Consider the following 25,724-nt stretch of genomic DNA (forward strand, 5'->3'; position numbering starts at 1 on the left):
GAAACGAAAATACGTGGGAGGGTTCCACTCCCGATAATACCACAGGAGGTTATTTAGAATGAAAAGAGGAAAGAAATATTTAGAAGCTGCAAAATCAATTGATAGAGCAACTTTATATGATCCGGCAGAAGCAATCGGACTTGCAAAGAAAGCAGCCGTTGCAAAATTTGATGAGACTATCGAAGTTCACATTCGTACCGGATGTGACGGACGTCACGCAGATCAGCAGATTCGTGGTGCAGTTGTATTACCACACGGAACTGGTAAAGCTGTAAAAGTATTAGTATTCGCAAAGGGAACCAAATTAGACGAGGCTCAGGCAGCAGGTGCTGATTTCGTTGGTGGAGAGGAATTAATTCCGAAGATCCAGAACGAAGGATGGCTTGACTTCGACGTTGTTGTTGCAACTCCTGATATGATGGGCGTTGTTGGACGTCTTGGTCGTGTACTTGGACCGAAGGGCTTAATGCCAAACCCAAAAGCTGGAACTGTTACTATGGACGTTACCAAGGCAGTAAACGATATCAAAGCCGGAAAAATCGAGTATAGATTAGACAAAGCAAATATTATCCATGTGCCAATTGGAAAAGCATCCTTTAGTGAAGAACAATTAGCGGACAACTTCCAGACTCTTATTGATGCCGTAAACAAAGCAAAACCGGCTACATTAAAAGGTCAGTACATGAAGAGCGTTTCTGTAGCTCCTACCATGGGACCGGGTGTAAAAATCAACCCACTGAAGCTTGTTTAGTTTTTGTTATTGACATCCAAGATATTAATTGCTATAATAGCAAAGCATATTGCCGAAGACAGTAGGTGCCGTAAGGCGTAACCGTAGAGAACCTACCGAGGAAATGCAGATACTTATGTATTTGTAAATGAGATTTTAAATCCTCTCTGTCTTCCACAGAGAGGATTTTTTTAGGTAATGTACCTGTCTTTCGCAAGATGAAAAATAAAGAAGGAGGTGCACGATTCGTGGCAAAAGTAGAACTTAAACAGCCTATCGTACAGGAAATTTCTGAGCAGATTAAAGATGCACAGTCAGTAGTAGTCGTTGACTACCGTGGACTTACCGTTGCAGAAGATACTCAGCTGCGTAAGCAGTTAAGAGAAGCTGGTGTTGCTTATAAAGTATATAAGAATACATTAGTTAATTTTGCAATCAAAGGAACTGATTTCGAAAGCCTTTCCGACGTATTGGAAGGACCAAACGCATTCGCAATTTCAACAACAGATGCAACAGCACCTGCAAGAGTAATTGCTAAATTTGCAAAGACAGCTCCTGCACTTGAGATTAAAGCCGGCGTAGTAGAAGGAACCTTCTATGATGCAGATGGAATGAAAGCAATCGCTACAATCCCATCCAGAGAAGAATTACTTTCCAAATTCCTTGGAAGTATTCAGTCTCCTATTGCAAACTTCGCTCGTGTTATTAATCAGATCGCTGAAAAAGGCGGCGCAGCAGACGTAGAAGTTAAGGCAGAAGAGGCAGCACCTGCAGAAGAAGCTCCAGTAGAAGCTCCTGCAGAGGAAGCTCCAGCAGCAGAATAATCTGCAAACCAATCAATTTATTGAAAACAAAACCAAAAACGGAGGTAAATTAAAATGGCTAAATTAACAACAGCTGAGATGATTGACGCTATCAAAGAGTTAAGCGTATTAGAGTTAAATGAATTAGTAAAAGCTTGTGAAGAAGAGTTCGGTGTATCCGCAGCAGCAGGCGTTGTAGTTGCAGCAGCAGGTGGAGACGCAGCAGCAGCAGAAGAGAAGACTGAGTTTGACGTAGAGTTAACAGAAGTTGGACCAAACAAAGTTAAGGTTATCAAAGTAGTTCGTGAAGCTACTGGCTTAGGCTTAAAAGAAGCAAAAGACTTAGTAGATGGCGCTCCTAAGATCGTTAAAGAGCAGGCTGACAAAGCTACAGCTGATGACATCAAAGCTAAATTAGAAGCTGAAGGTGCTAAAGTAACATTAAAATAATTTTTGATTCACAACTGAATTAGAAATGATAGGAATCGGATTCATAGAAATATGGATCCGATTTTCTTGTAGTTTATAGGACTTTAGACCTATTGACGTAAAAAGAAAATATGTAATAATAGTAGCGTAACTTGAAAACAATATAAGAATAGGAGATTAGTTATGAACACAGGACTTAAGGTATGGCTCTGGATTGTATTTGTAATCAATATCATTTCCGGAGTAATGATGATTCCGTTAATGCTCATTCAGCCACTGCTGATTGTCAGCCTCATTGCAGAAGTGCTTATTATCGTAGGTGCCGGCCTGATTTTGTTTGCACAGAAGAAGGTTGGATTCTATCTGATGATTGCATGTGCAGCAATCGGTCTGGTAATCAACATCTTTGGCGGGGTTGGAGTGGTAAAAAGTATCATCAGCGCAGTATTGTGCCCACTAATTACATATTTATTTATGCAGAAAGACTGGGACAGCTTCCGGTAGAATGAGACATCAACAAAAAGAACCTTCTGGCAGAAATGCTGGAAGGTTCTTTGCTTTATAGAAAATATTTTTATAAAAGTGATAGATTTAAGACATCAGATTCGTAATAATAAGTGTAGCTGCAAAAATGCAAACCATGGTGCATGAAGCAAAAGGCAGGATAACAATGAAGATAACAGAGAAGAATTATATTCAGCAATTACAATTGCATAATGAAGAAGCATTGATTTATGTCATAGATATGTATGGTGGATTGCTTAAGGCGGTCATCCGAAAACACTTATTTACCATGCCACAGAAACAGGAAGAATGCATGAACGATGTGCTGCTTTCCATCTGGGAACACGCAGCATCCTTTGATGATAAGAAGAACAGCTTCAAGAACTGGGCGGCAGCCATTGCCCGGTACGAAGCCATCGACTATCTTAGAAAATATAAGCGGGACTTGGAACAGCTTTGTATGGATGATGTGACAGCGGCGGAAAATGACAGGATGTTAGAACAACTGATAGAAGGGGAATTAAGCCATGAAGTAGAACAATTGCTTTTGTGCCTGAAACCTCTTGACCGGAAAATATTTATGAAATTATTTGTAGAGGAAGAATCTGTAGAGCAGATAAGCGAAGATACCGGACTTCCGAGAGATGTCATTTACAACCGGGTATCCAGAGGAAAGCGGAAAATGAGAAACATGTATTTGAAACAGAAGGAGGCATGAAGAGATGAAAGACGATAAAATCTATGAAATGTTAAATGATGCGGAAATTGATTTGAATGAATATGAAGTAGAAGAGTTATCCTCCGAAGAAAAGGAACGGTATAAAACGAGAATCCGGATGGAGGTAAAACGTATGAATAGGGAAACAAGGAATAAGAAAAATAAAAATATAAGAAAAATTGCGGCAGGAATGGCAGCAGCCTGCGCGGTCGCAGTGGGAGTGGCGGGATTTTCTAATTCTGCACTGGCAGACAGCATCTACAGCAACACAATCGGAAAACTGATTGGCGCAACACAGGGAGATAAAGATGAAAAGGAACTTTCGGATATCTATTCTACCATTGGAAAAGAGTCCACGGAATTGGTTTCGGATGATCAGTGTGTGCTGGAAACAGACCGGAGTGGAGTAAAGATAAGCGTTTCGGATGTGTATTGCGATGGCTACCTGCTTTACTACACAACCACCCTTAGCACAGACAATGCAGAACTGAATGAATCAGACTGGATTATGGGACCGCAGAGTGATAAGGTGATGGAAAATGTTTCTATCAATGAAACCCTGATTCAGTCGGCAATCGGGCAGCCTTTTGAAAAGGCAGAGGACGGAAGCTATGTGAAGATGGAACAAATTGATTTATCAACATTGACTGATGAAAATGATAATCCGATTGATATTTCGGACTTGAAAGATTTTACCGTAACCTGGAGCATAGACACATTAGAAGGCTATCTTTCCGATGCATGGGATGAAAATGGAGAATATCAGACCACCACAAAAGTAAGCGGAGACTGGCAGCTCTCCTTCCCGGTGCATGTGGATACTTCCAAGAATGAGACCATCGCAGTAAATAAAGAAGATAATGGTGTTGCAGTAAATCAGGTGATCAAAACCGGTGCCGTCTTGATCGTTGACATGCAGCTCCCGGATATTACCGGCGCACCGTACAATGACCCATATAATGACCCGGATATATTTATTACCGACGAAGCAGGCAATGCAATGTGGTGGTTAGGCGGCCGGTTTACCCCAAATGAGGATGGAAGCCAGAGTGAACGGATTATGCTGCTTTATAATGGAGAGAGTACAATCCATATATCCGTAACCAACAAAAATGGTGCAGGTGAAAGTATTGCAGAACTGGATGTGGACTTAAAATAAAACCGGAATCAATAAAATAGATAATGAAATATGTAATAGAATAGAAAAATAAAGAAAAAAGGGTAAAGAAAAAAGCAGCTATGGGATGCAAAGAAAAAGCATTTCATGGCTGCTTTTTCTGATATTAGACAGCTATAAAAAAACGCAGATGGCAGGCTGCATCACTGCGAGAATGAAAATTATTCCCCAATATTGAAAAATATATGCATATTGTGCGAAAATAATGCTTGACTTTAGAAAACTACTTGTGGTATCATATACGTTGCACTATTGTGGTGAGGTGGCTTTACTATATCCTTTTTTAGGAAATGAAGCCCAAAGAATATAATTTGCTGAAATTTAGTGGATTGAGAATAAAAAACGAGAGGTGAAACGTCAATGGAGAAAAACAGAATACGTCCGGTGAAGGCTGGAAAAGGCATACGTATGAGTTACTCAAGACAAAAAGAGGTATTGGAAATGCCAAACCTGATTGAGGTCCAGAAGGATTCTTATCAGTGGTTCTTAGACGAGGGCCTGAAAGAAGTGTTTGCAGATATCTCTCCGATTGAGGATTATAGCGGACATCTTAGCTTGGAATTTGTGGATTTCACATTATGTGAGGATGATGTGAAGTATACAATTCCGGAGTGTAAACAGAGAGACGCAACTTATGCAGCTCCTTTGAAGGTAAAAGTCAGACTGTATAACAAAGAAACAGATGAAATTAATGAACATGAGATTTTTATGGGCGATTTACCTCTCATGACAGAGACCGGAACCTTCGTTATCAATGGAGCAGAGCGTGTTATCGTAAGCCAGTTGGTTCGTTCCCCTGGTATTTACTATGGCATTGCGCATGATAAAGTAGGTAAGGAACTCTATTCCTGTACCGTAATCCCGAACCGTGGAGCATGGTTAGAGTATGAAACAGACTCTAATGATATTTTCTATGTACGTGTTGACCGTACCAGAAAAGTGCCAATCACAGTATTACTGCGTGCATTAGGACTGGGAACCAACCAGGAAATTATAGATTTATTTGGCGAAGAGCCAAAGATTTTAGCATCTTTTGGAAAAGACGTTGCTACAAGCTACGAGGAAGGTCTTCTGGAATTATATAAGAAGATCCGTCCGGGCGAGCCTCTTTCTGTTGACAGTGCAGAGAGTCTGATTACTGCAATGTTCTTCGACCCAAGACGTTATGACCTGGCAAAAGTAGGTCGTTATAAATTTAACAAGAAGCTGGCATTTAAGAACCGTTTACGTGGGAAAGTACTGGCTGAAGATGTTGTTCTTGAGACTACCGGAGAGGTAATCGAAAAAGGAACAGAGCTGACCAGAGAGCTTGCAGAAGAGATTCAGAACGCAGCTGTTCCGGCAGTATATATTGCTACAGAAGAAAGAAATGAAAAAGTTCTTTCCAATATGATGGTAGACCTCACTACCTATGTAGACGTAGTACCGAAGGAAGTTGGTATTACTGAGCTGGTATATTATCCGGCATTAAAGAAAATCCTGGATGAAAATGAATCCTTGGAAGATATCAAGGAAGCAATTCGTAAAAACGTATCTGAACTGGTTCCGAAGCATATTACCAAGGAAGATATTTTTGCATCCGTTAACTACAATATGCACTTGGAGTGGGGCATTGGAAATGACGATGATATCGACCACTTAGGTAACCGTCGTATCCGTGCCGTAGGTGAGTTATTACAGAACCAGTACAGAATCGGACTTTCCAGAATGGAACGTGTGGTTCGTGAGCGTATGACCACCCAGGATCAGGAAGGAATTTCTCCACAGAGCCTGATTAATATCAAACCGGTAACCGCAGCAGTGAAAGAGTTCTTCGGATCTTCCCAGCTGTCACAGTTCATGGATCAGAACAACCCGCTGGGTGAGCTGACACATAAGAGACGTTTATCCGCATTAGGACCAGGTGGTTTATCCAGAGACCGTGCTGGATTCGAGGTTCGAGACGTACACTACTCCCATTACGGAAGAATGTGCCCTATTGAGACTCCTGAAGGACCGAACATCGGACTTATCAACTCACTGGCATGTTATGCAAGAATTAACGAATATGGTTTCATTGAGGCACCATATCGTAAGATTGATAAAACAGATCCTAAGAATCCGCGTGTTACAGAAGATGTTGTATACATGACCGCAGATGAAGAGGATAATTACCATGTAGCACAGGCGAATGAAAAACTGGATGAAGAAGGACATTTCGTAAGAAATTCCGTTTCCGGCCGTTACTTAGATGAGACACAGGAATATGACAAGCAGATGTTTGATTATATGGATGTATCTCCTAAGATGGTATTCTCTGTTGCTACCGCATTGATTCCGTTCTTGCAGAACGATGATGCGAACCGTGCGCTGATGGGATCTAACATGCAGCGTCAGGCAGTACCTCTTCTTACCACAGAAGCTCCTGTAGTAGGAACCGGTATGGAAACCAAGACTGCAGTAGACTCCGGTGTATGTGTAGTTGCAAAGAAATCCGGTACTATTGAGAAATCTGAGTCAAACCAGATTACCATGAAGAATGATGATGGAACAAGAGACGTATACAAACTGACCAAGTTCTCACGAAGTAACCAGTCCAACTGCTACAACCAGAGACCAATCGTGTTCAAAGGTGATCATGTAGAAGCTGGCGAAGTAATTGCTGACGGACCATCTACTGCTAATGGTGAGCTTGCTCTTGGAAAGAACCCGTTAATCGGATTCATGACATGGGAAGGTTACAACTACGAGGACGCTGTTCTTCTGAGTGAAAGATTAGTACAGGATGATGTTTATACATCTGTTCATATTGAAGAGTACGAAGCAGAAGCCCGTGATACCAAATTAGGACCGGAAGAAATTACAAGAGACGTTCCAGGTGTCGGCGATGATGCATTGAAAGACCTTGACGAAAGAGGAATCATACGTATCGGTGCAGAAGTTCGTGCCGGTGATATTCTGGTAGGTAAGGTTACTCCAAAGGGAGAGACAGAGCTTACCGCAGAAGAAAGACTGTTACGTGCCATCTTCGGTGAGAAAGCAAGAGAAGTAAGAGACACTTCCCTGAAAGTACCACATGGTGAATATGGTATCATTGTAGAGGCGAAAGTATTTACAAGAGAAAATGGTGACGAATTATCCCCTGGTGTAAATCAGGCAGTTCGTATTTACATTGCACAGAAGAGAAAAATCTCCGTTGGAGATAAGATGGCTGGACGTCATGGTAACAAGGGTGTCGTTTCCCGTGTACTTCCGGTAGAAGATATGCCATTCCTGCCGAACGGCCGTCCGCTGGATATTGTATTGAACCCATTGGGTGTACCTTCCCGTATGAATATCGGTCAGGTCCTGGAGATTCACTTAAGTCTTGCAGCGAAAGCACTTGGATTTAACATTGAGACTCCTGTATTTGACGGTGCACGAGAGATTGATATTCAGGATACCCTGGAACTGGCAAATGATTATGTCAACTCCACCTGGGAAGAATTTGAAGCAAAATATAAAGATACATTGCGTGAAGATGTAATGCAGTATCTTTCCGATAACAGAGACCACAGAGAATTATGGAAGGGCGTTCCGATTTCCCGTGACGGAAAGGTTCAGCTTCGTGACGGACGTACCGGAGAAGAATTTGACTCACCGGTTACCATTGGCCACATGCATTACCTGAAACTGCATCATCTGGTAGATGATAAGATTCATGCACGTTCTACCGGTCCTTACTCCTTAGTAACACAGCAGCCTCTGGGTGGTAAAGCTCAGTTTGGTGGACAGCGTTTCGGAGAGATGGAGGTTTGGGCACTGGAAGCTTATGGTGCATCTTACACATTACAGGAGATTCTGACTGTGAAGTCCGACGACGTGGTTGGCCGTGTGAAGACATACGAAGCAATCATTAAGGGTGACAATATCCCTGAACCGGGAATCCCAGAATCCTTCAAGGTACTTCTCAAAGAACTTCAGTCCCTTGGTCTTGATGTCAGAGTATTAGACGAAGACCGTAACGAAGTTGAACTGATGGAGACCAGCGAATATGGTAACACAGATTTGAATTCCATTATCTCAGGCGATAAAGATTTCGCGTTTGAAGACAGCGAGTCCTTCGGAAAGATGGGCTTTACCAAACAGGAATTTGATTCTGAGAGTGGAGAACTCAACAACGTAGAAGAAGAGGAAGAGGATGATGACGCAGGCTTCGATTTTGACGATGCTGCCGATGAAGTTCTTGACGAAGAATAAATAGGAAGGGAGTGTCATTAATGCCAGGAACAGTAAAACAGGAAACTTACCAGCCGATACAGTTTGATGCAATTCAGATTGGTCTGGCATCACCTGAGAAAATCAGAGAGTGGTCCAGAGGAGAAGTTAAGAAACCTGAGACCATTAACTATAGAACTTTGAAACCGGAAAAAGACGGATTATTCTGTGAGAAGATTTTTGGACCGAGCAAAGACTGGGAATGTCATTGTGGTAAGTACAAAAAGATTCGTTATAAAGGTGTTGTCTGCGACCGCTGTGGTGTTGAAATCACCAAAGCCAGCGTTCGTAGAGAGCGTATGGGACATATCGAGCTTGCAGCTCCGGTATCCCATATCTGGTACTTCAAAGGAATTCCATCCCGTATGGGATTAATCTTAGATCTTTCTCCAAGAACATTGGAGAAGGTTCTGTACTTTGCTTCCTATATCGTACTGGATGCAGGTTCTACAGATTTATCTGTAAAGCAGGTATTATCCGAGCAGGAATATCAGGATGCAAGGGAAAAATATGGCAGCTCTTTCCGTGTTGGAATGGGTGCAGAAGCCATTCTTGAGTTATTACAGGCAATTGACCTGGAGAAAGATGCAGCAGAGCTGAAAGCAGAATTAAAAGATGCTACCGGCCAGAAACGTGCAAGAATCATCAAGAGACTGGAAGTGGTAGAATCCTTCCGTGAATCCGGAAATAAACCGGAGTGGATGATTATGACCGTTATCCCGGTTATTCCACCAGACTTACGTCCTATGGTACAGCTGGATGGTGGACGTTTTGCAACATCTGATTTAAATGATTTATATCGTAGAATTATCAATAGAAACAACCGTCTGAGAAGATTGTTAGAGTTAGGTGCACCTGATATCATCGTTCGTAACGAGAAGAGAATGCTGCAGGAAGCAGTAGATGCCCTGATTGACAACGGTAGAAGAGGAAGACCGGTAACCGGACCTGGTAACCGTGCTCTGAAATCTCTGTCCGATATGCTGAAAGGTAAATCTGGACGTTTCCGTCAGAACCTTCTTGGAAAACGTGTAGACTACTCTGGACGTTCCGTTATCGTCGTAGGACCGGAACTTAAGATTTATCAGTGTGGTCTGCCAAAAGAAATGGCAATCGAGCTGTTTAAACCGTTTGTTATGAAAGAGCTGGTTGCAAACGGAACTGCACACAATATTAAGAGTGCAAAGAAGATGGTTGAAAGATTACAGCCGGAAGTCTGGGATGTCTTAGAAGACGTCATCAAAGAGCATCCGGTTATGCTGAATCGTGCTCCTACACTGCACAGACTCGGTATTCAGGCATTTGAGCCAATCCTGGTAGAAGGTAAAGCAATTAAGCTTCACCCATTGGTATGTACCGCATACAACGCCGACTTCGACGGAGACCAGATGGCTGCCCATTTACCACTGTCACAGGAAGCACAGGCAGAATGCCGTTTTATGCTGCTTTCACCGAACAACCTGTTAAAACCTTCTGATGGAGGCCCTGTAGCCGTTCCTTCACAGGATATGGTTCTTGGTATCTACTATCTGACACAGGAAAGACCAGGTTCCTTAGGAGAAGGTGGATACTATAAGAGCGTAAACGAAGCAATTCTGGCATATGAGAATCAGGCACTTACACTGCATTCCAGAATCCATGTGCGTGTTCATAAGACAATGCCGGATGGAACTGTTAAGACTGGTGTCGTTGAGTCAACACTGGGAAGATTTATCTTCAATGAAATCATTCCTCAGGATTTAGGTTTCGTAGACAGAAGCAAGCCTGAAAATGAACTGGTACTGGAAATCGATTTCCATGTAGCAAAGAAACAGTTAAAACAGATTCTGGAAAAAGTTATTAATACACACGGAGCAACCAAGACCGCTGAGGTATTAGACGATATTAAGTCCATGGGTTACAAGTACTCTACAAGAGCAGCTATGACCGTATCTATTTCAGATATGACGGTACCGCCTCAGAAACCGGAAATGATTGCAAAGGCTCAGGATACGGTAGACCGCATTTCAAGACAGTACAAACGTGGTCTTATTACAGAGGAAGAGCGTTACAAAGAAGTTGTTGAAACATGGAAAGAGACTGATGATGAGCTGACAGAAGCACTGCTTTCCGGTCTGGACAAATACAATAACATCTTCATGATGGCTGATTCCGGAGCCCGTGGTTCTGATAAACAGATTAAACAGTTAGCAGGTATGCGTGGTTTGATGGCGGATACAACCGGTAGAACAATCGAGCTGCCTATCAAATCAAACTTCCGTGAAGGTCTTGAAGTATTGGAGTACTTCATGTCTGCGCATGGAGCACGAAAAGGTATGTCCGATACTGCGTTACGTACCGCCGATTCCGGTTACTTAACCAGACGTCTGGTAGACGTATCACAGGATCTGATTGTCCGTGAATCTGATTGCTGTGCAGGCACAGGAAGAGAGATTCCTGGTATGTATGTCAAAGCATTCATGGATGGAAAAGAAGAAATCGAAAGTCTCGAAGAGCGTATTACAGGAAGATTCTCCTGTGAGACAATTTGCGATAAAGATGGTAATGTGCTTGTAAAAGCAAACCATATGATTACACCAAAACGTGCTGCAGCAATTATGAGCAAGGGTGTAGATGAGAATGGAGAGCCATTAACCAAGGTTAAAATCCGTACCATTCTTACCTGCCGTTCCCACATCGGAGTTTGTGCAAAATGTTATGGAAGCAATATGGCTACCGGTCAGGCAGTACAGGTTGGTGAAGCAGTTGGTATTATCGCAGCTCAGTCTATCGGAGAACCTGGTACACAGCTTACCATGAGAACATTCCACAACGGTGGTGTTGCCGGTGACGATATTACACAGGGTCTTCCTCGTGTCGAGGAGCTGTTTGAGGCAAGAAAGCCTAAGGGACTTGCAATTATCACAGAATTTGGTGGTGTTGCAACCATTAAAGATACCAAGAAGAAACGTGAGATCATTGTAACAAACAATGAAACAGGTGAGACTAAGACTTATCTGATTCCTTACGGTTCCAGAATTAAGATTATGGATGGCGCAGTATTAGAGGCTGGTGATGAACTGACCGAAGGTTCTGTAAATCCACACGATATCCTTAAGATTAAGGGCGTACGTGCCGTACAGGATTACCTGATTCAGGAAGTACAGCGTGTATACCGTCTGCAGGGTGTTGAGATTAATGATAAACATATCGAGGTTATCGTTCGTCAGATGTTAAAGAAGATTCGTATTGAAAATAACGGAGATTCTGAGTTCCTGCCAGGAACATTAGTAGATAATCTGGATTACGAAGAGATGAATGAGCAGTTAGAGGAAGAAGGCAAAGAGCCGGCAGAAGGTAAACAGGTATTACTTGGTATTACCAAAGCATCTTTGGCAACCAACTCCTTCTTATCAGCAGCATCCTTCCAGGAGACAACTAAGGTTCTGACAGAAGCAGCTATCAAGGGCAAGATTGACCCATTGATTGGTCTGAAAGAGAACGTAATTATCGGTAAGCTGATTCCGGCTGGTACTGGTATGAAGCGTTATCGTAACATCAAACTGAACACAGATGTAAACGAAGAGGAAGAACTCTCCTTTGATGATTTTGACGGATTCGATGAAGCACCTGTGACAGATGAAATCGAAGAGACAGAAGCAAAAGAAGAAGTAACTGCTTCTACAGAAGAATAAGAGTCAGTTCTGTGAACTGGCAGAGCTAATGGAAGGGAAGCTCTGGCTTAATAGGCCGGAGTTTCCCTTTCTGACATATATAAGAATAGATTCACCGGATGAAGATATAAAATTGGATAGATTGAACAAAAATAAAAAATACATTTTGTGTATAATTTCATGAAGAGAGATGTTGACGAAATCACTAACATTATGTATAATGACAACGTAAGACAAAGAAAGATGGGTTGTGAAAAGTGCATATGACAACGAAAGACAATAAGAAGAAATCAAGTAATGTAACAATAGTGGATGTGGCGGATATGTGTGGAGTTTCCGTAAAAACAGTATCAAGAGTTGTAAATCAGGACTCTAATGTATCGGAGCGCACCCGAAAAAAAGTATTAGATGCAATTAAGGAAACGGGATATCAGGTAAATATGTTTGCCCGGGGATTGAAAGGACAGAAAACCAATATAATCATGATATTTACCGACCGGCATGGAGAAGAACATTTGAGCAACTGGCATACTTTGATGCTGAAATACCTTTTCCGCTATGCAAAAGAAAGTGGAATGAAGGTTGTGATGTCACCATCTAACAGTACAAGGTGTATTGATGATGATACAGACGGATTTACTCTGCTGGCAAATGGAATGGCAGATGGCGCAATCCTGCTGGAAAATGTACACAGTGACCCGAGGGCAGTATATTTCCGGGAACACAATATTCCGTATGTAATGTTTGGAGAACCGGATGATGATGAGACCTACGCCGTCAGTCTGGATAACTATCAGGTAGGATATAAAGGCGGTGAATATCTGACTGGCTGCAGATACCGCAATATAGCATTTTTGGTCGGAGAAGCAAAGTTCTTATCTACACAGAACCGTATAAAAGGATTTGAAGATTCCGTAAAAGGAAAAGAGGGAAAATACAGAGTTTATTCTGGTGTAAATTCCATACAGCTTGCGTATGAAAAAGCCAATGAATTGCTGGCAGAGGGAAATGTGGACGCTTTCTTCATATCAGGAGATGAAAGAGCACTCGGTGTTTATCAGGCAATACATGAACATGGGCTGAGGATTCCAGAAGATGTTGCGGTATTAGGTGTAGACAATATTCCGATTGGAAAATATTATTATCCAAGAATATCAACAATTGATCAGAACTTTGAACAATTGGCAAAAGAGTGTATTGACCGGCTGGTAAAATTAATTAGAGGTGAAAAAATAGAAGGTGGAAAAGTGATAGAGTTCCAGCCTGAAGTATTAGAAAGGGAGTCAACATAATGAAAGGCCGGAGAAAAATCTCCGGCACACACAATATATTTTTTTACCACAAAATGACAACGTTGTCAACAAATAACAAAATTGTTCAATAACCTGATACATAGGAGAAAATTATGCGACAGGAACTGGAAAAAGAATTAAGAGAATTATATAGACAGATATATGGAGAAAAGGAAGCAGAACAGCTGTTGAAGGATGTGGATGAATTGATAAAAAATAGTCCGCAGAAGAATACAAAGCAATGGCTTACACAGAAAGACGCAGTTCTGATTACTTATGGTGATTCTATCATAGATAAAGAAGAAGCGGGACTTAAAGCATTAAATGATTTTTTGAAAAAGCATGTAGCGGATGCTATCAGTATAGTACATATTCTGCCGATGTTTCCCTATACATCAGATGATGGCTTTTCGGTGAGCGATTACAGAAAAGTAAATCCGGCACTGGGTGACTGGGAAGATGTAAACAGACTTGGTGAATCGTATGATTTAATGTTTGATGCAGTAATTAATCACTGTTCAAAATCAAATGAATGGTTTCAAAAATGTTTAAAAGGAGAAAAACCATATAAAGACTTTTTTATAGAAGCAGATCCAAAAGCTGATTACAGCAAAGTGACCAGACCAAGAGCACTTCCTTTGCTGACAGAATTTGACACTAAGGAAGGGAAAAAGAGCTATTGGACAACATTTAGCACAGATCAGATTGACTTAAATTATCAGAGTATTGATTTATACAAAGAAATCTTATCTATTCTTTTGTACTATACACAGAATGGTGCAAGAATGATTCGGCTGGATGCAATTGGTTTTTTGTGGAAAGAACTTGGAACAACATGTATGCATCTGCCACAGACACATAAGGTGGTGCAGAGTTTCCGCAAAATTTTAGATGAAGCAGCACCGGGAACATTGATTATTACGGAGACAAATGTGCCTCATAAAGAAAATATCAGTTATTTTGGTGAGGGCGAAAAAGAAGCACATATGGTATACCAGTTTCCACTGCCACCATTGGTTATGTTTTCGATTCTTACAGGGAACTCTGAAAAATTAATAGAATGGGCAAAAAATTTATCGGAACCACCGGTGGGATGCACTTATTTTAATTTCTTGAGTTCCCATGATGGAATTGGTGTCCGTCCGGTAGAGGGAATATTAACGAAGGAAGAAATTCAGCTTATGGTTGATGCAACTCTTCGGAATGGCGGAGAAGTCTCTTATAAAGATAATGGAGACGGAACAAAAAGTCCATATGAATTAAATATCAATTATCAGGATGCACTTGCCTCCCCGGAAGATTCGGATGAGATCAGAATAAAAAGATTTCTTGCAGCAGAAACAATTTTACTTAGTATGCAGGGACTTCCTGCAATTTATATTCATAGTCTTCTGGGTTCCAGAAATGATTATTATGATAAGGCAGTATCTGGAATTTACAGAAGAATAAACCGGGAACAGCTGGACGTAAGCAGGCTGGAGAGACAGCTTACAGAAGAAACAAACCGGAAGAAAATATTCGAAGAACTAATCCGGAGAATTAATATCCGGAAAGAACATCCGGCATTTGCGCCGGAGGCAAAACAGGAAGTAATCCAGACTTCTTCCAAGGTCTTTCACATCAGAAGATTTACGGAGGAAGAACGGCTTACCATATATATTAATATTTCAGAGGAAGTGTGGCAGAGTGGTGAGAATGAAGTGAGTGGAAAAAATCTTCTGACCGGTAAGGAGATAAAAGGAACACTTGTACTTTCTGGCTATGAAGCAGCATGGATTCTGGAAAATAACTCACACAATAAAGGAAAAGGAGAAGGAATATGAAGAAGAAAATTTTAAGCATGATGTTAGTAGCAGCAATGACCGTTGGAACATTGGCTGGCTGCGGCAGCAATTCAGGAAATGGAAATTCTGAAAAAGGAACAGATACGACAGCAGATGCAGGAGAAGAGGTTACTATCCAGTTTATGCATATGCAGGTAGAGCAGGAAAGACAGGATGTAATTGCAAAACTGATTGAAGAGTTTGAAGCAGAGAATCCTGGAATTAAAGTAGAACAGATGCCTACAAATGAGGATGATTATGATACAAAAATCACATCCCTTGGTGGAACCGGTGTACTTCCGGCAGTTATGGAATTCTCACAGGATCAGGCAAAGACAAGTGTAACGAATGATTTTATTGATTTGGAAGCAAATAAAGAGGTTATTGACGGAAAAGGTGAAGATGCTTTCTTTGATGGAGCATTAAACGTAATTAAAACAGAAGATGGAAATGACTATGTTGGAGTTCCTGTTTCCGGATGGGTACAGGGAATCTGGTGTAATACAGCAATGTTAAAGGAAAAAGGATTTGATGTACCTCAGAACTGGGATGATGTATTAGAAATTGCAAAAGCATTTTATAATCCGGACAACAAACAGTACGGAATTGCATTACCTACATCAGAATCTGCATTTAGTGAACAGGTATTTTCACAGTTCGCAATTTCCAATGGAGCAAATGTATTTGATGCAGATGGAAATGTAACCATTGATACACCGGAAATGAAAGAAGCATTAGATTTCTATAAAGAGCTTTCATCTTATTCTATGCCGGGTTCTACTGAAGTTGCAGATGTAAAAGATGCATTTATAAATCAGAATGCACCATTATGCCTGTATTCTACTTATATTTTAAGTGCTGTTCAGGAAGCAGGTTTCCTGGATGATGTAGAACTGGCATTACCAAATAAGACACAGCAGGCAGCATATGGTTGTGTTATCGTATTATCCATTGCTTCCGGATTAAGTGATGCAGAGAAAGCAGCAGCAGAGAAATTTGTATCCTTTATGCTGGAAAAAGAAAACAATGAATCCTGGCTTCTGATGGCTCCTGGCGGAATCCAGCCGGTATTAAGTGAAGTAGCAGAAGATGCAGCATACAAAGAGAACGAAGCAATTGTCCCACTGGCACATCTCTTAGATGAAGTTGGAGTAGCATTTGATAATCTTCAGTTATTTGGATGTGTAGATGGTAAAAATTACATGGTAATGGGTGATGTTACCAACAAAGGAATTTTAAGCAAGATGATTAATAACGTAGTAGTACAGGGAAGTGACTCTCAGACAGAGCTGACAAATGCTCAGGCAGAAGTTGAAACAATGCTGAAATAAGAAGAAAGACATGGAAGGGGCACAGGTTATTATGTGCCCCGGAAATGTCAACACTTTCCCGATAAATGAGGTAGAAAAGATGAGGAAAAGAAGAGCATTAAGCGATACAAAATTTGCATATCTGCTGTTAGCCCCAAGTTTGATTCTGCTGGCAGCATTAATTGGCTATCCAATGCTTTATAACATTTATATCAGTGTTCTGGACGTTCCGGTAAACCCACGTAAGCCTTCTGTATTTGTGGGATTAGATAATTATATATCTGTATTAACGGATCCATCCTTTTATCACAGTGTAATTACAACACTTGTGTTTACATTTGTAGTAGTTGTACTTAGTACGGTAGTTGGACTTGCAATGGCGTGCTTTTTGAACCGTAAATTTGTAGGTAAAAAACTGGTAAATTCTTTAATAATATTGTCTTATGTAATTCCGTCGGTGTGTCTGATTTTTGCCTGGCGTTATATGTTCAATAATATTTATGGAATTATAAATTATATTGTGGTGGATGTGTTACATCTTGCAAAAGAGGTGCCGCTTTGGTTTGACCAGCCGGTCAGTGCTTTTATACTGGCTGCACTGTTTTGTATCTGGCGCTTCTTCTCATATGCATATCTTTCTTTTACTGCAATTCTTCAGACCATTGATAAATCATTGTATGAAGCAGCAGATATAGATGGAGCAACAGCATGGCAGAAGTTTAAGGTGGTAACATACCCGGCATTAAAATCAACAATGGTTACCGTAGTAAGCCTGCGTATCATCTGGGTTTTCTATATTTATGCAGAAGTATATCTGTTGACGAAACAGGTAGATGTTATCGGTGTATATCTGTATGACATGGCATTTGCAACACATGATTTTGGAAAGGCAGCTGCAATATCATTACTGTTGTTTGTACTGATATTTGCATGTGTAATAATGGTTAGAAAGGTGGTGCTCCGCAGTGAGAAAGAGGAATAGGAATGCGAGAAAAATTCGTAAGAATATCGTCTTTTATGTAATACTCATTGCAGTTCTGGCGGTATTAGTATTTCCAATGATTATGATGCTGAGCATCTCTCTGAAAGAAACTTCAGAGACAATTGGATATCCACCGACAATAATACCAAGAAGTTTTACATTAAAGCATTTTGCAGACATATTTAATGAGAGTATTTTTCCGTTTATGAAGTATTTTAAAAACAGTATGTACATAGCGTTGATTACATCAGTGCTGGTAGTGTTCCTTGGAATCTTAGGAGGCTATGCACTGGCAAGACTTCGCTTTAAAGGGAAAAATGTAATGACAGAAATGTTTTTCTTTGTATATATGTTTTCCGGAATTTTATTGATTGTACCATTATATAAGATGCTTGCATCTATCGGATTACGAAATACAAGGGAAGCGGTAATTATCTGTATGATTATCCAGACATTGCCGACAGCTATTTACATGACACGAAGTTATTTTGAAACTGTGCCATATGAGCTGGAAGAGGCAGGAAGGGTAGATGGTTTGTCGCGAATGGGCATTATTTTCCGCATTATGACACCGTTATCCATTCCGGGTCTGATTTCCGTATTTGTATATGCGTTTATGATTGCATGGAATGATGTATTATTTGCATCCATATTCTTAGATTCACCGGATAAATTGACGATTACAATCGGATTGAATTCACTGTTTAATACACCGGATTATATCTGGGGCAGAATGATGGCAGCATCGCTTGTAACTTCACTGCCGATTGTAATTATGTATGCATTTAGTCAGAACCTCATAAAGAGCGGCGCAACCGAAGGCGGCGTGAAAGGTTAATATAGGAAAAGGAGAATATTAATATGAAAAAATTAGTCGCAACAGCCCCAAGAGAGGCAAAACTGGTAGAGTATGAAGACAGACCAATCGCATCAGACGAAGTAAAGGTAAAGGTTGAGTTTGCAGCCCCAAAGCATGGAACAGAGCTGGCAGATTTTCGTGGAACCACTCCTTTTATTGATGGAAAATTTGATGATGAGTGGAGAATGTTTGTACAAAGAGATAAAGAGGAACCTAGAGGAATTGTCTTTGGGGATTTACCACTTGGAAATATGTTTGTTGGAACCATTATCGAAGCAGGAGCAGATGTTACTGAATATAAAGTAGGTGACAGAGTATGTTCTTATGGACAGATTAAGGAGACCCAGATTGTAAAAGCAGTCAATAATTATAAGCTCCGTAAAATGAAACCGACAGATTCTGCAGCAAATGCAGTATGCTATGACCCTGCTCAGTTTGCTTTGGCATCGGTCCGTGATGCGGAAGTAAGACCGGGAGACTGTGTAGCAGTTATTGGTCTTGGCGCCATTGGTCTGATTGCATTACAGCTTGCAGTAAAAGCTGGTGCAGCAGTTGTAATTGGTGTAGACCCGATTGAACATCGTAGAGAAGTAGCAAAGAAAATGGGCGCTCATTTCACCTTTGATCCGACACAGTGTGATGTTGGTTATGAAATTAAAAAAGCAACCGGAAAAATGGGTGCAGATGGAATTATTGAAACCAGTGGAAGCATGCAGGCATTACAGTCCGCATTAAAAGGAGTTGCATACAATGGAACCATTGCCTATGCAGCATTTGCAAAACCATTTCCGGCAGGTCTCTGGTTAGGACAGGAAGGTCATTTTAATCAGGCAAAAATTGTATTTTCCAGAGCCTGCTCAGAGCCATTGCCAGAATATCCAAGATGGACAAGAAAGAGAATTGAAGATGTGGTATGGAATATGCTGATGAATGGATATTTAGATTGCCGTGATATTGTATATCCGATTATTTCATTTGAAGAAAGTGCAGAAGGATTCTGCAGATATGTAGACAGAGAACCGGATAAGAGCATCAAGCTTGGTGTAACATTTAAATAACAAAGGGCTTTATTGAAAAGGAGGAACAGAATATGTTACTTGGAACACAGGATAGAGACTTTTTTCCAGAAGATTTAGTTGGGAAACTTACATTTGCAAAAGAAATGGGATTCGAATGCTTTGAAATCGATGGAAAAGTTCTGATGGAACAGAAGGATGAATTAAAAGAGGCAATCAAAGAGTCAGGACTTCCGGTATCTTCTGCATGCGGTGGATATCGTGGCTGGATTGGTGACTTTATAGAAGAGCGTCGTCTCAATGGAATTGCAGATTTGAAAGTTATTTTAAAGAATATTGCAGAAGTAGGTGGAACAGGCGTTGTTGTTCCGGCAGCATGGGGTATGTTTACCTATCGTCTGCCACCTATGGTTTCACCAAGAAGTCATGAAGGTGATGTAAAAGCCATCCAGGATTCCCTGAAAGAACTGGATCCGGTAGCCGGAGAATATGGTGTGAAAATTTATCTTGAACCGTTAAACCGTTACCAGGATCATATGTTAAATACGACCAAAGACGGTGTAGACATGATTGACATGGGACATTTCAAAAATGTCCAGATTACAGCAGATTTTTATCATATGTCCATTGAAGAGGATGATATTTCTGAGACCTTAAGAAAATACAAAGATTATATCGGTCATGTACATATTGCAGAAAATCATCGTTATCAGCCGGGTACCGGTTCTATTGATTTTAAACGTCATATGCAGACATTAAAAGAAATCGGATTTGATGGTGCTGTAGTAAATGAAGGAAGAATCCGTGGAGAGAATCCACTGGAAGCATATCAGAAATCAGTAACTTATATGAAACAGTTTATTTAAAGACAGATATACATGACAGAAGGGAAGAAAGAGAATGGAAGAAAAGAAAGTAATTCGAGCCGCAATTATAGGATCAGGTCAGATTGCAAGAACTTCCCATATTCCGGCATACCGTTCAATGGAAAATGTGGAAATCGTGGCAGTAAGTGATGCAAATGAGGCAGCTGCACAAAGGCTTGCAGAGGATTTTGATATTCCTGCATATTATCAGGACAGCACCAGAATGCTTCGGGAAGTAAAACCGGATGTAGTGAGCATTTGTGTTCCAAATAAATTTCACTATCCACTGACAATAGAAGCTTTAAATGCCGGCTGTCATGTATTTTGTGAGAAACCTCCTGCAATGAACCCAAAGGAAGCTTTGGAAATGTGCCAGCTTGCAGAAAAGAATGGATTGCTTCTTACCTACGATTTTCATTTCCGGCAAGGAAGAAATACAGCAATTGCCAAAGAGAAAATTGATAAAGGTGACTTGGGAACAGTGTATTATACCAAAGCTTCCTGGGTGCGCAGAAGAGGAATCCCGGGATGGGGATGTTTTACCAATCGTGAAATGCAGGGCGGTGGGCCGCTCATTGATATTGGAGCCCATATGTTAGATCTTGCATGTTATCTTCTGGATTATCCGGAAATAGCATATGTGTGTGCCGGCAGCTTTGACAAAATCGGAAAGACTGGAAGAAAAGGAATTATGGGAGAATGGAATCCGGATAAATATAGTGTGGAAGACAGTTTGTTTGGATTCATCAGTTTTACTGACGGAAGAGTTATGCAGCTGGAGACAGCTTTTGCATTAAATATAAAAGAAAAGGATAAGCGGAATGTTGAACTTTGTGGAGAAAAGAGTGGACTATCACTTTTTCCACTGGAGATTTATCAGGGTGCAGAAATGAGCAATACAGCATTTCCGTTTATTGAAGATATGGAACTTCATACAAAGGCTTTATATAATTTTATAAAGGCGGTAAGAGGTGAAGAAAAATTGCTGGTAACAGCAGAACAAGGCTATTATGTGCAGAGATTAATCGATGCATTGTATCGTTCAGCGGAGAGTGGAGAACCTGTCATGCTGGAAGAATAGGAGTGGAGTATGTTCTATTATCAACCAATCAAAAATAAAGAGGGGCTTTGGCTGGCGGAAGAGCATTATAACAGACGTTACATAGCAAAAACAGAATCAGTATTTGCACAGAGCAATGGTCACTTTGGAGTCAGGGCAATGCTGGAGTTGAGAGGCATTGATGCAACTCCCGGTATGTTTGTGAGCGGATTATACCAGAAAGCACAGGATGGTGAAGTAACAGAACTTGTGAACTGTCCTGATGTGGTAGAATTAGGCATGTATATACAGGGAGAGTCAGTGAACCTTGACAATGTCCGGGTAGAGGAATTTCAAAGAAAATTAAATCTTTATACCGGGGAACTGTGGATAAATATTCTGTTCCGGACACAAAACGGACTACGTTTTCTACTCCGGTCAAAACGTTTTGCAGCAGATTTTGAAAAAACCCTGTTTTACCATAAGACAGAAGTAACATTGCTGGATGGAAATAAGACAACAGTTACATTTGAATATGGAATTAATGGACAGATAACCAATTCCGGAACTTCTCATTTTCAAAAAACAGAATGCAGAGTCTATGGAAAAGAGATTATGGCATATCATGGCGCACTGCAGGATGATGGACTGGAAATACTGACAGGAACCTGTTTTGAAAAAAATCAGGAACAGCAGGACTGCTCCTATCATTTAAAGAGACGCAGTATCTACGCCAAAAACAGCATCTTAATGGAAAAGGGAGATGCGATAACTCTGTTTCGAATTTCTCATATACAGGAAGATTCCGCAGAATGTAAAGATGTTCTGGAAGAAAAATTAGAAAAAATACAGCAGCAGTTAAAGCGTGGATATGAGCAGGCAATAGCAAACCAGAAAAAAAGTATGGAAGGGTTCTGCCAAAGAGCTGCAATTGAAATTGATGGAGCCAGTCTGCAGGAAAAGGCAGGAATTGCATTTGCACAGTATCAGATGTATGGCATGGATCCGGCTTATACCAACCGGTATAGCATAGGGGCAAAAGGGTTAACCGGTGAAGGTTATAAAGGACATGTATTCTGGGATACAGAATTGTTCATCCTGCCATTTTTTGTCGCTGAGTTTCCGGAGGCGGCAAGAAAGTTATTGGAGTACCGCTATAGAGGAAAAGCCGGTGCAAAAAGAAAAGCAGAAGATTATGGCTTTCAGGGATTTATGTATCCCTGGGAATGTGCAAAGGATGGCTTTGAAGAAACACCGCTTTATGCAGCGTTAAATATACATACCGGTAAGGCAAATAAAGTATGGTCGGGTATCAAAGAGCATCATGTAACCGCAGATATTGCATTTGCAATAAGCCGTTATTATTATTGGAGTAATGACAGGGAGTTTTTGAATCAGTATGGAACAGAAATACTTTGTGAAACAGCAAATTTCTGGGTGTCCAGAGCAGAAGAACGGAATGAAAGACTGGAAATTCTCAATATCATCGGACCGGATGAATATAATGAGCATATTGATAATAATGCTTATACCAATTATATGGCGGCATATAATGTAAAACTTGCCCTGAAAGCATCCAAGGAAACATTGGATAGTCCATATGTTAAAAAGATGAAGGAAAATGGAACCCTGAAAGTCATGCAGGAAAAGTGGCAGTATTTTCTGGAACACATTTACCTTCCAAAGCCGGATAAAAATGGAATTATTCCGCAAGATGATGCATTTCTTGGCAAAGAAGAATTAAAGGATATTGAAAAATACAGACAATCACCTGTGAAACAATCCGTTTTGCTGGATTATTCCAGAGATGAAGTGGTAGATATGCAGGTATTGAAACAGGCAGATTTAGTAATGCTGTTTACACTTTTTCCGGGACTGTTTCCAGCAGATGTTGTAAAGAAAAATGTTCTGTTTTATGAAAAAAGGACTTTGCATGATTCCTCCTTAAGTTATTGCGCCCATGCACAGATTTGCGCAGAAATAGGGGAGATGGAGATGGCAGAAAGATTTTTTGCCAAGGCATTGGAAACGGATTTATGCGACAACCCGCAGGATTCTGTAGATGGTATTCATGCAGCATCCTTAGGCGGAATCTGGAAATGTGTTATTGCAGGATTTGCAGGAGTATCCTGTGATGAAGATGGTATTATATTAGCTCCACATCTTTTGGGACACTGGAATTCCATAAAATTTTCTGTTATGGTGCAAGGACAAAAAATGGACTGCTTTATGGATAAAGAAAATATTTCGCTCCATTTATGTAACAGCGGAAAAAGCAAGGAACCGGTAACCATAAAAGTCCAGGGAAAAAAATATATTCTGAAAGATGACCTGCATTTGAAATATGGAAAGGAATAAGGATATGAAGGCAATCATATTTGATCTGGATGGAGTATTGGTGCATACAGACCAGTATCATTATCAGGCATGGAAAAGTCTTGCAGATGAATTAAATCTTCCGTTTGATGAAAAGAAAAATGACAGACTGCGTGGAATCAGCCGTATGGAGAGTCTTGAGATTGTATTAGAAGACTCAGATAAGACTTACACCAATGAAGAGAAGGAGCATATGGCAGAAAAGAAAAATGAAATATACCGCCGGTTATTATCACAGATGACTCCACAGGATGTGAAAGCTGAAGTAAGGGAAGCGTTATCACGGTTAAAAAGTATGGGTTATCTTCTTGCGGTCGGTTCCTCCAGCAAAAATGCAAAATATATTCTGGAGAGAACGGCATTGACGGGATATTTTGATGCAATTTCAGACGGAAATGGATTACAGCATTCCAAACCGAATCCGGAAGTTTTTTTGAAGGCAGCAGATATGCTGTTGGTGAGACCGGAACTCTGTTATGTGGTAGAAGATGCAGAGGCTGGTATACAGGCAGCAAAAGCAGCCGGAATGGTGGCAATTGCCATAGGCAGTGCTGCGAAATGTAATATTTCAGACTTTTCAATTCATGATTTTTGTGACATACTTCAGGTAGTAGAATAAGCAAATGAGGAAAATCCAATGAAAGTAATCGTAGCAATAGATTCATTAAAAGGCAGTTTAAGTTCCTTAGAGGCGGGAAAAGCAGTGGAAGATGGTATTAAAAAAGCAATACCAACAGCAGAAGTTATGATAAAGCCGGTTGCAGATGGTGGAGAAGGAACAGTAACAGCCCTGACCACTGGATTGCAGGGCAGTCTGGAAAAGGTAGCGGTAACAGGTCCCCTTGGACAGAAGGTCGAGGCAGCGTATGGTATCCTGCCGGATAAAACAGCAGTCATTGAAATGGCAGAAGCCGCCGGACTGCCACTGGTGCCGGTGGATAAACGAAATCCAATGGAAACCACTACTTATGGTGTGGGGGAACTGATAAGCCATGCCATGGACAGAGGCTGCCGTAAGTTTATCGTTGGAATTGGCGGCAGTGCCACCAATGATGGCGGTGCCGGAATGCTGCAGGCATTAGGCTGTCATTTTTATAAAAAAGATGGAATCGAAATAGGATTTGGAGCAAAAGAACTGAAAGACCTGGAAACGATAGATACGGAGGCGTTGGATAAGAGGCTGAAAGAATGTACCTTTGAAATAGCCTGTGATGTGACAAATCCATTATGTGGCACAACAGGTGCCAGCGCTGTGTTTGCACCACAGAAGGGTGCAGATGAAGCAATGCTGGTAAAACTGGATGAGGCGTTATCTCATTTTGCTGATGTATCAGAAAAGGCTTTAGGAGTAGACAACCGGAACATGCCGGGAGCCGGAGCAGCAGGCGGACTGGGCTTCGCATTTGCATCTTATCTGGGCGGGGATTTACGTCCGGGCGTAGAGATAGTATTAGATGCGGTATTGCCGGAGAAAGAATTAAGTGAAGCTGATATCGTAGTGACCGGAGAAGGAAGATTTGACGGACAGACTGCTATGGGAAAAGCGCCGGTTGGAATTGCAAAGCGGGCAAAAGAAAAGGGCTGCATGGTACTGGTATTTGCCGGAAGCATTGAACCGCAGGGCGTCCGGAAAGTGCAGGATGAAATGCAGCTTATCGATGGAGCATTTCCAATTTTGCCGGGTGTGATGACATTGGAAGAAGCCATGCAGAAGACTGTGGCATATGAGAATATGAGCTATACGGCAGAGCAGGTATTCCGGGTGATTGGAAATTGTCAGAAGTGACGAAATTTTCCGGTATAATTTGGCAAATATTACGGCTTGTAATTGCTGGATTTGCATGGTACCATAAATATATCAATTGAGAACAAGATTGTAACTCCTTGGAGGCATTACTTGTACAGCTTTTC

Annotated in this window: 19 protein-coding genes and 1 other annotated feature; all 19 genes read left to right on the plus strand. The window is 41.0% G+C overall.

Translation table 11 applies throughout. The features are described 5' to 3' along the window. The first annotated feature begins 58 nt into the window (after window positions 1-58). The 19 genes from rplA (at window position 59) to DWV68_RS00335 (ending at window position 25,599) form a co-directional block, all read left to right on the plus strand. Window positions 59-751 (plus strand): 50S ribosomal protein L1, encoded by a 693-nt coding sequence (gene rplA / locus DWV68_RS00245; protein ID WP_022242926.1) that lies wholly within the window; start codon window positions 59-61, stop codon window positions 749-751. A gap of 34 nt (window positions 752-785) precedes the next feature. Continuing rightward, window positions 786-931 (plus strand) — a sequence feature (ribosomal protein L10 leader region). 47 nt (window positions 932-978) lie between these two features. Continuing rightward, on the plus strand, window positions 979-1,554 hold the full coding sequence (gene rplJ / locus DWV68_RS00250) for a 50S ribosomal protein L10 (protein WP_118056679.1): 576 nt from the start codon (window positions 979-981) through the stop codon (window positions 1,552-1,554). 54 nt (window positions 1,555-1,608) lie between these two features. Then, the gene (gene rplL / locus DWV68_RS00255; protein ID WP_117697286.1) at window positions 1,609-1,983 is read left to right on the plus strand and encodes a 50S ribosomal protein L7/L12; all 375 of its coding nucleotides are present in this window, start codon (window positions 1,609-1,611) and stop codon (window positions 1,981-1,983) included. 162 nt (window positions 1,984-2,145) lie between these two features. Beyond that, on the plus strand, window positions 2,146-2,466 hold the full coding sequence (locus DWV68_RS00260) for a hypothetical protein (RefSeq protein WP_118056678.1): 321 nt from the start codon (window positions 2,146-2,148) through the stop codon (window positions 2,464-2,466). Between the two features lie 166 nt (window positions 2,467-2,632). Next, window positions 2,633-3,184 (plus strand): sigma-70 family RNA polymerase sigma factor, encoded by a 552-nt coding sequence (locus tag DWV68_RS00265; RefSeq protein WP_117697282.1) that lies wholly within the window; start codon window positions 2,633-2,635, stop codon window positions 3,182-3,184. A gap of 4 nt (window positions 3,185-3,188) precedes the next feature. After that, entirely contained in the window at window positions 3,189-4,343 is a 1,155-nt protein-coding gene (locus tag DWV68_RS00270) for a DUF4179 domain-containing protein (protein ID WP_118056677.1), read from the plus strand. A gap of 378 nt (window positions 4,344-4,721) precedes the next feature. Next, on the plus strand, window positions 4,722-8,579 hold the full coding sequence (rpoB, locus tag DWV68_RS00275; protein ID WP_118056676.1) for a DNA-directed RNA polymerase subunit beta: 3,858 nt from the start codon (window positions 4,722-4,724) through the stop codon (window positions 8,577-8,579). 20 nt (window positions 8,580-8,599) lie between these two features. Further along, complete coding sequence (gene rpoC / locus DWV68_RS00280) at window positions 8,600-12,271, plus strand: DNA-directed RNA polymerase subunit beta' (RefSeq protein ID WP_117697278.1); 3,672 nt, start codon at window positions 8,600-8,602, stop codon at window positions 12,269-12,271. A gap of 242 nt (window positions 12,272-12,513) precedes the next feature. Beyond that, window positions 12,514-13,542: a LacI family DNA-binding transcriptional regulator gene (locus tag DWV68_RS00285; protein ID WP_117841460.1), complete on the plus strand. Its 1,029-nt coding sequence runs from the start codon at window positions 12,514-12,516 to the stop codon at window positions 13,540-13,542. A 113-nt stretch (window positions 13,543-13,655) separates the two neighbouring features. After that, window positions 13,656-15,365, plus strand: a complete 1,710-nt coding sequence (locus DWV68_RS00290) for a sugar phosphorylase (protein ID WP_118056675.1) — start codon at window positions 13,656-13,658, stop codon at window positions 15,363-15,365. Beyond that, on the plus strand, window positions 15,362-16,696 hold the full coding sequence (locus DWV68_RS00295) for an ABC transporter substrate-binding protein (protein WP_118056674.1): 1,335 nt from the start codon (window positions 15,362-15,364) through the stop codon (window positions 16,694-16,696). Before DWV68_RS00290 ends, DWV68_RS00295 begins: the two co-directional genes overlap by 4 nt. A 79-nt stretch (window positions 16,697-16,775) precedes the next feature. Next, the gene (locus DWV68_RS00300; protein ID WP_118056728.1) at window positions 16,776-17,657 is read left to right on the plus strand and encodes a carbohydrate ABC transporter permease; all 882 of its coding nucleotides are present in this window, start codon (window positions 16,776-16,778) and stop codon (window positions 17,655-17,657) included. After that, window positions 17,641-18,495, plus strand: coding sequence for a carbohydrate ABC transporter permease (locus DWV68_RS00305; RefSeq protein ID WP_242986059.1), 855 nt, complete (start codon window positions 17,641-17,643; stop codon window positions 18,493-18,495). Before DWV68_RS00300 ends, DWV68_RS00305 begins: the two co-directional genes overlap by 17 nt. Window positions 18,496-18,518: 23 nt before the next feature. Further along, window positions 18,519-19,574, plus strand: a complete 1,056-nt coding sequence (locus DWV68_RS00310; protein WP_118056673.1) for a zinc-dependent alcohol dehydrogenase — start codon at window positions 18,519-18,521, stop codon at window positions 19,572-19,574. Window positions 19,575-19,606: 32 nt separating this feature from the next. Continuing rightward, complete coding sequence (locus DWV68_RS00315; RefSeq protein ID WP_117697271.1) at window positions 19,607-20,398, plus strand: sugar phosphate isomerase/epimerase family protein; 792 nt, start codon at window positions 19,607-19,609, stop codon at window positions 20,396-20,398. Window positions 20,399-20,432: 34 nt separating this feature from the next. Further along, window positions 20,433-21,479 (plus strand): Gfo/Idh/MocA family protein, encoded by a 1,047-nt coding sequence (locus DWV68_RS00320; RefSeq protein WP_118664683.1) that lies wholly within the window; start codon window positions 20,433-20,435, stop codon window positions 21,477-21,479. Between the two features lie 9 nt (window positions 21,480-21,488). Beyond that, entirely contained in the window at window positions 21,489-23,795 is a 2,307-nt protein-coding gene (locus DWV68_RS00325; protein ID WP_118056671.1) for a glycosyl hydrolase family 65 protein, read from the plus strand. A 4-nt stretch (window positions 23,796-23,799) separates the two neighbouring features. Then, window positions 23,800-24,432: a beta-phosphoglucomutase gene (gene pgmB, locus DWV68_RS00330; protein ID WP_118056670.1), complete on the plus strand. Its 633-nt coding sequence runs from the start codon at window positions 23,800-23,802 to the stop codon at window positions 24,430-24,432. An 18-nt stretch (window positions 24,433-24,450) separates the two neighbouring features. Beyond that, window positions 24,451-25,599 carry a glycerate kinase family protein gene (locus DWV68_RS00335; RefSeq protein ID WP_118056669.1) on the plus strand — a complete coding sequence of 383 codons (1,149 nt, stop codon included), beginning with the start codon at window positions 24,451-24,453 and terminating at the stop codon, window positions 25,597-25,599. The last annotated feature ends 125 nt before the right edge of the window (window positions 25,600-25,724 follow it).

It is taken from the genome of Roseburia sp. AF12-17LB (assembly GCF_003479605.1).
Lineage (GTDB): Bacteria > Bacillota > Clostridia > Lachnospirales > Lachnospiraceae > Roseburia_C > Roseburia_C amylophila.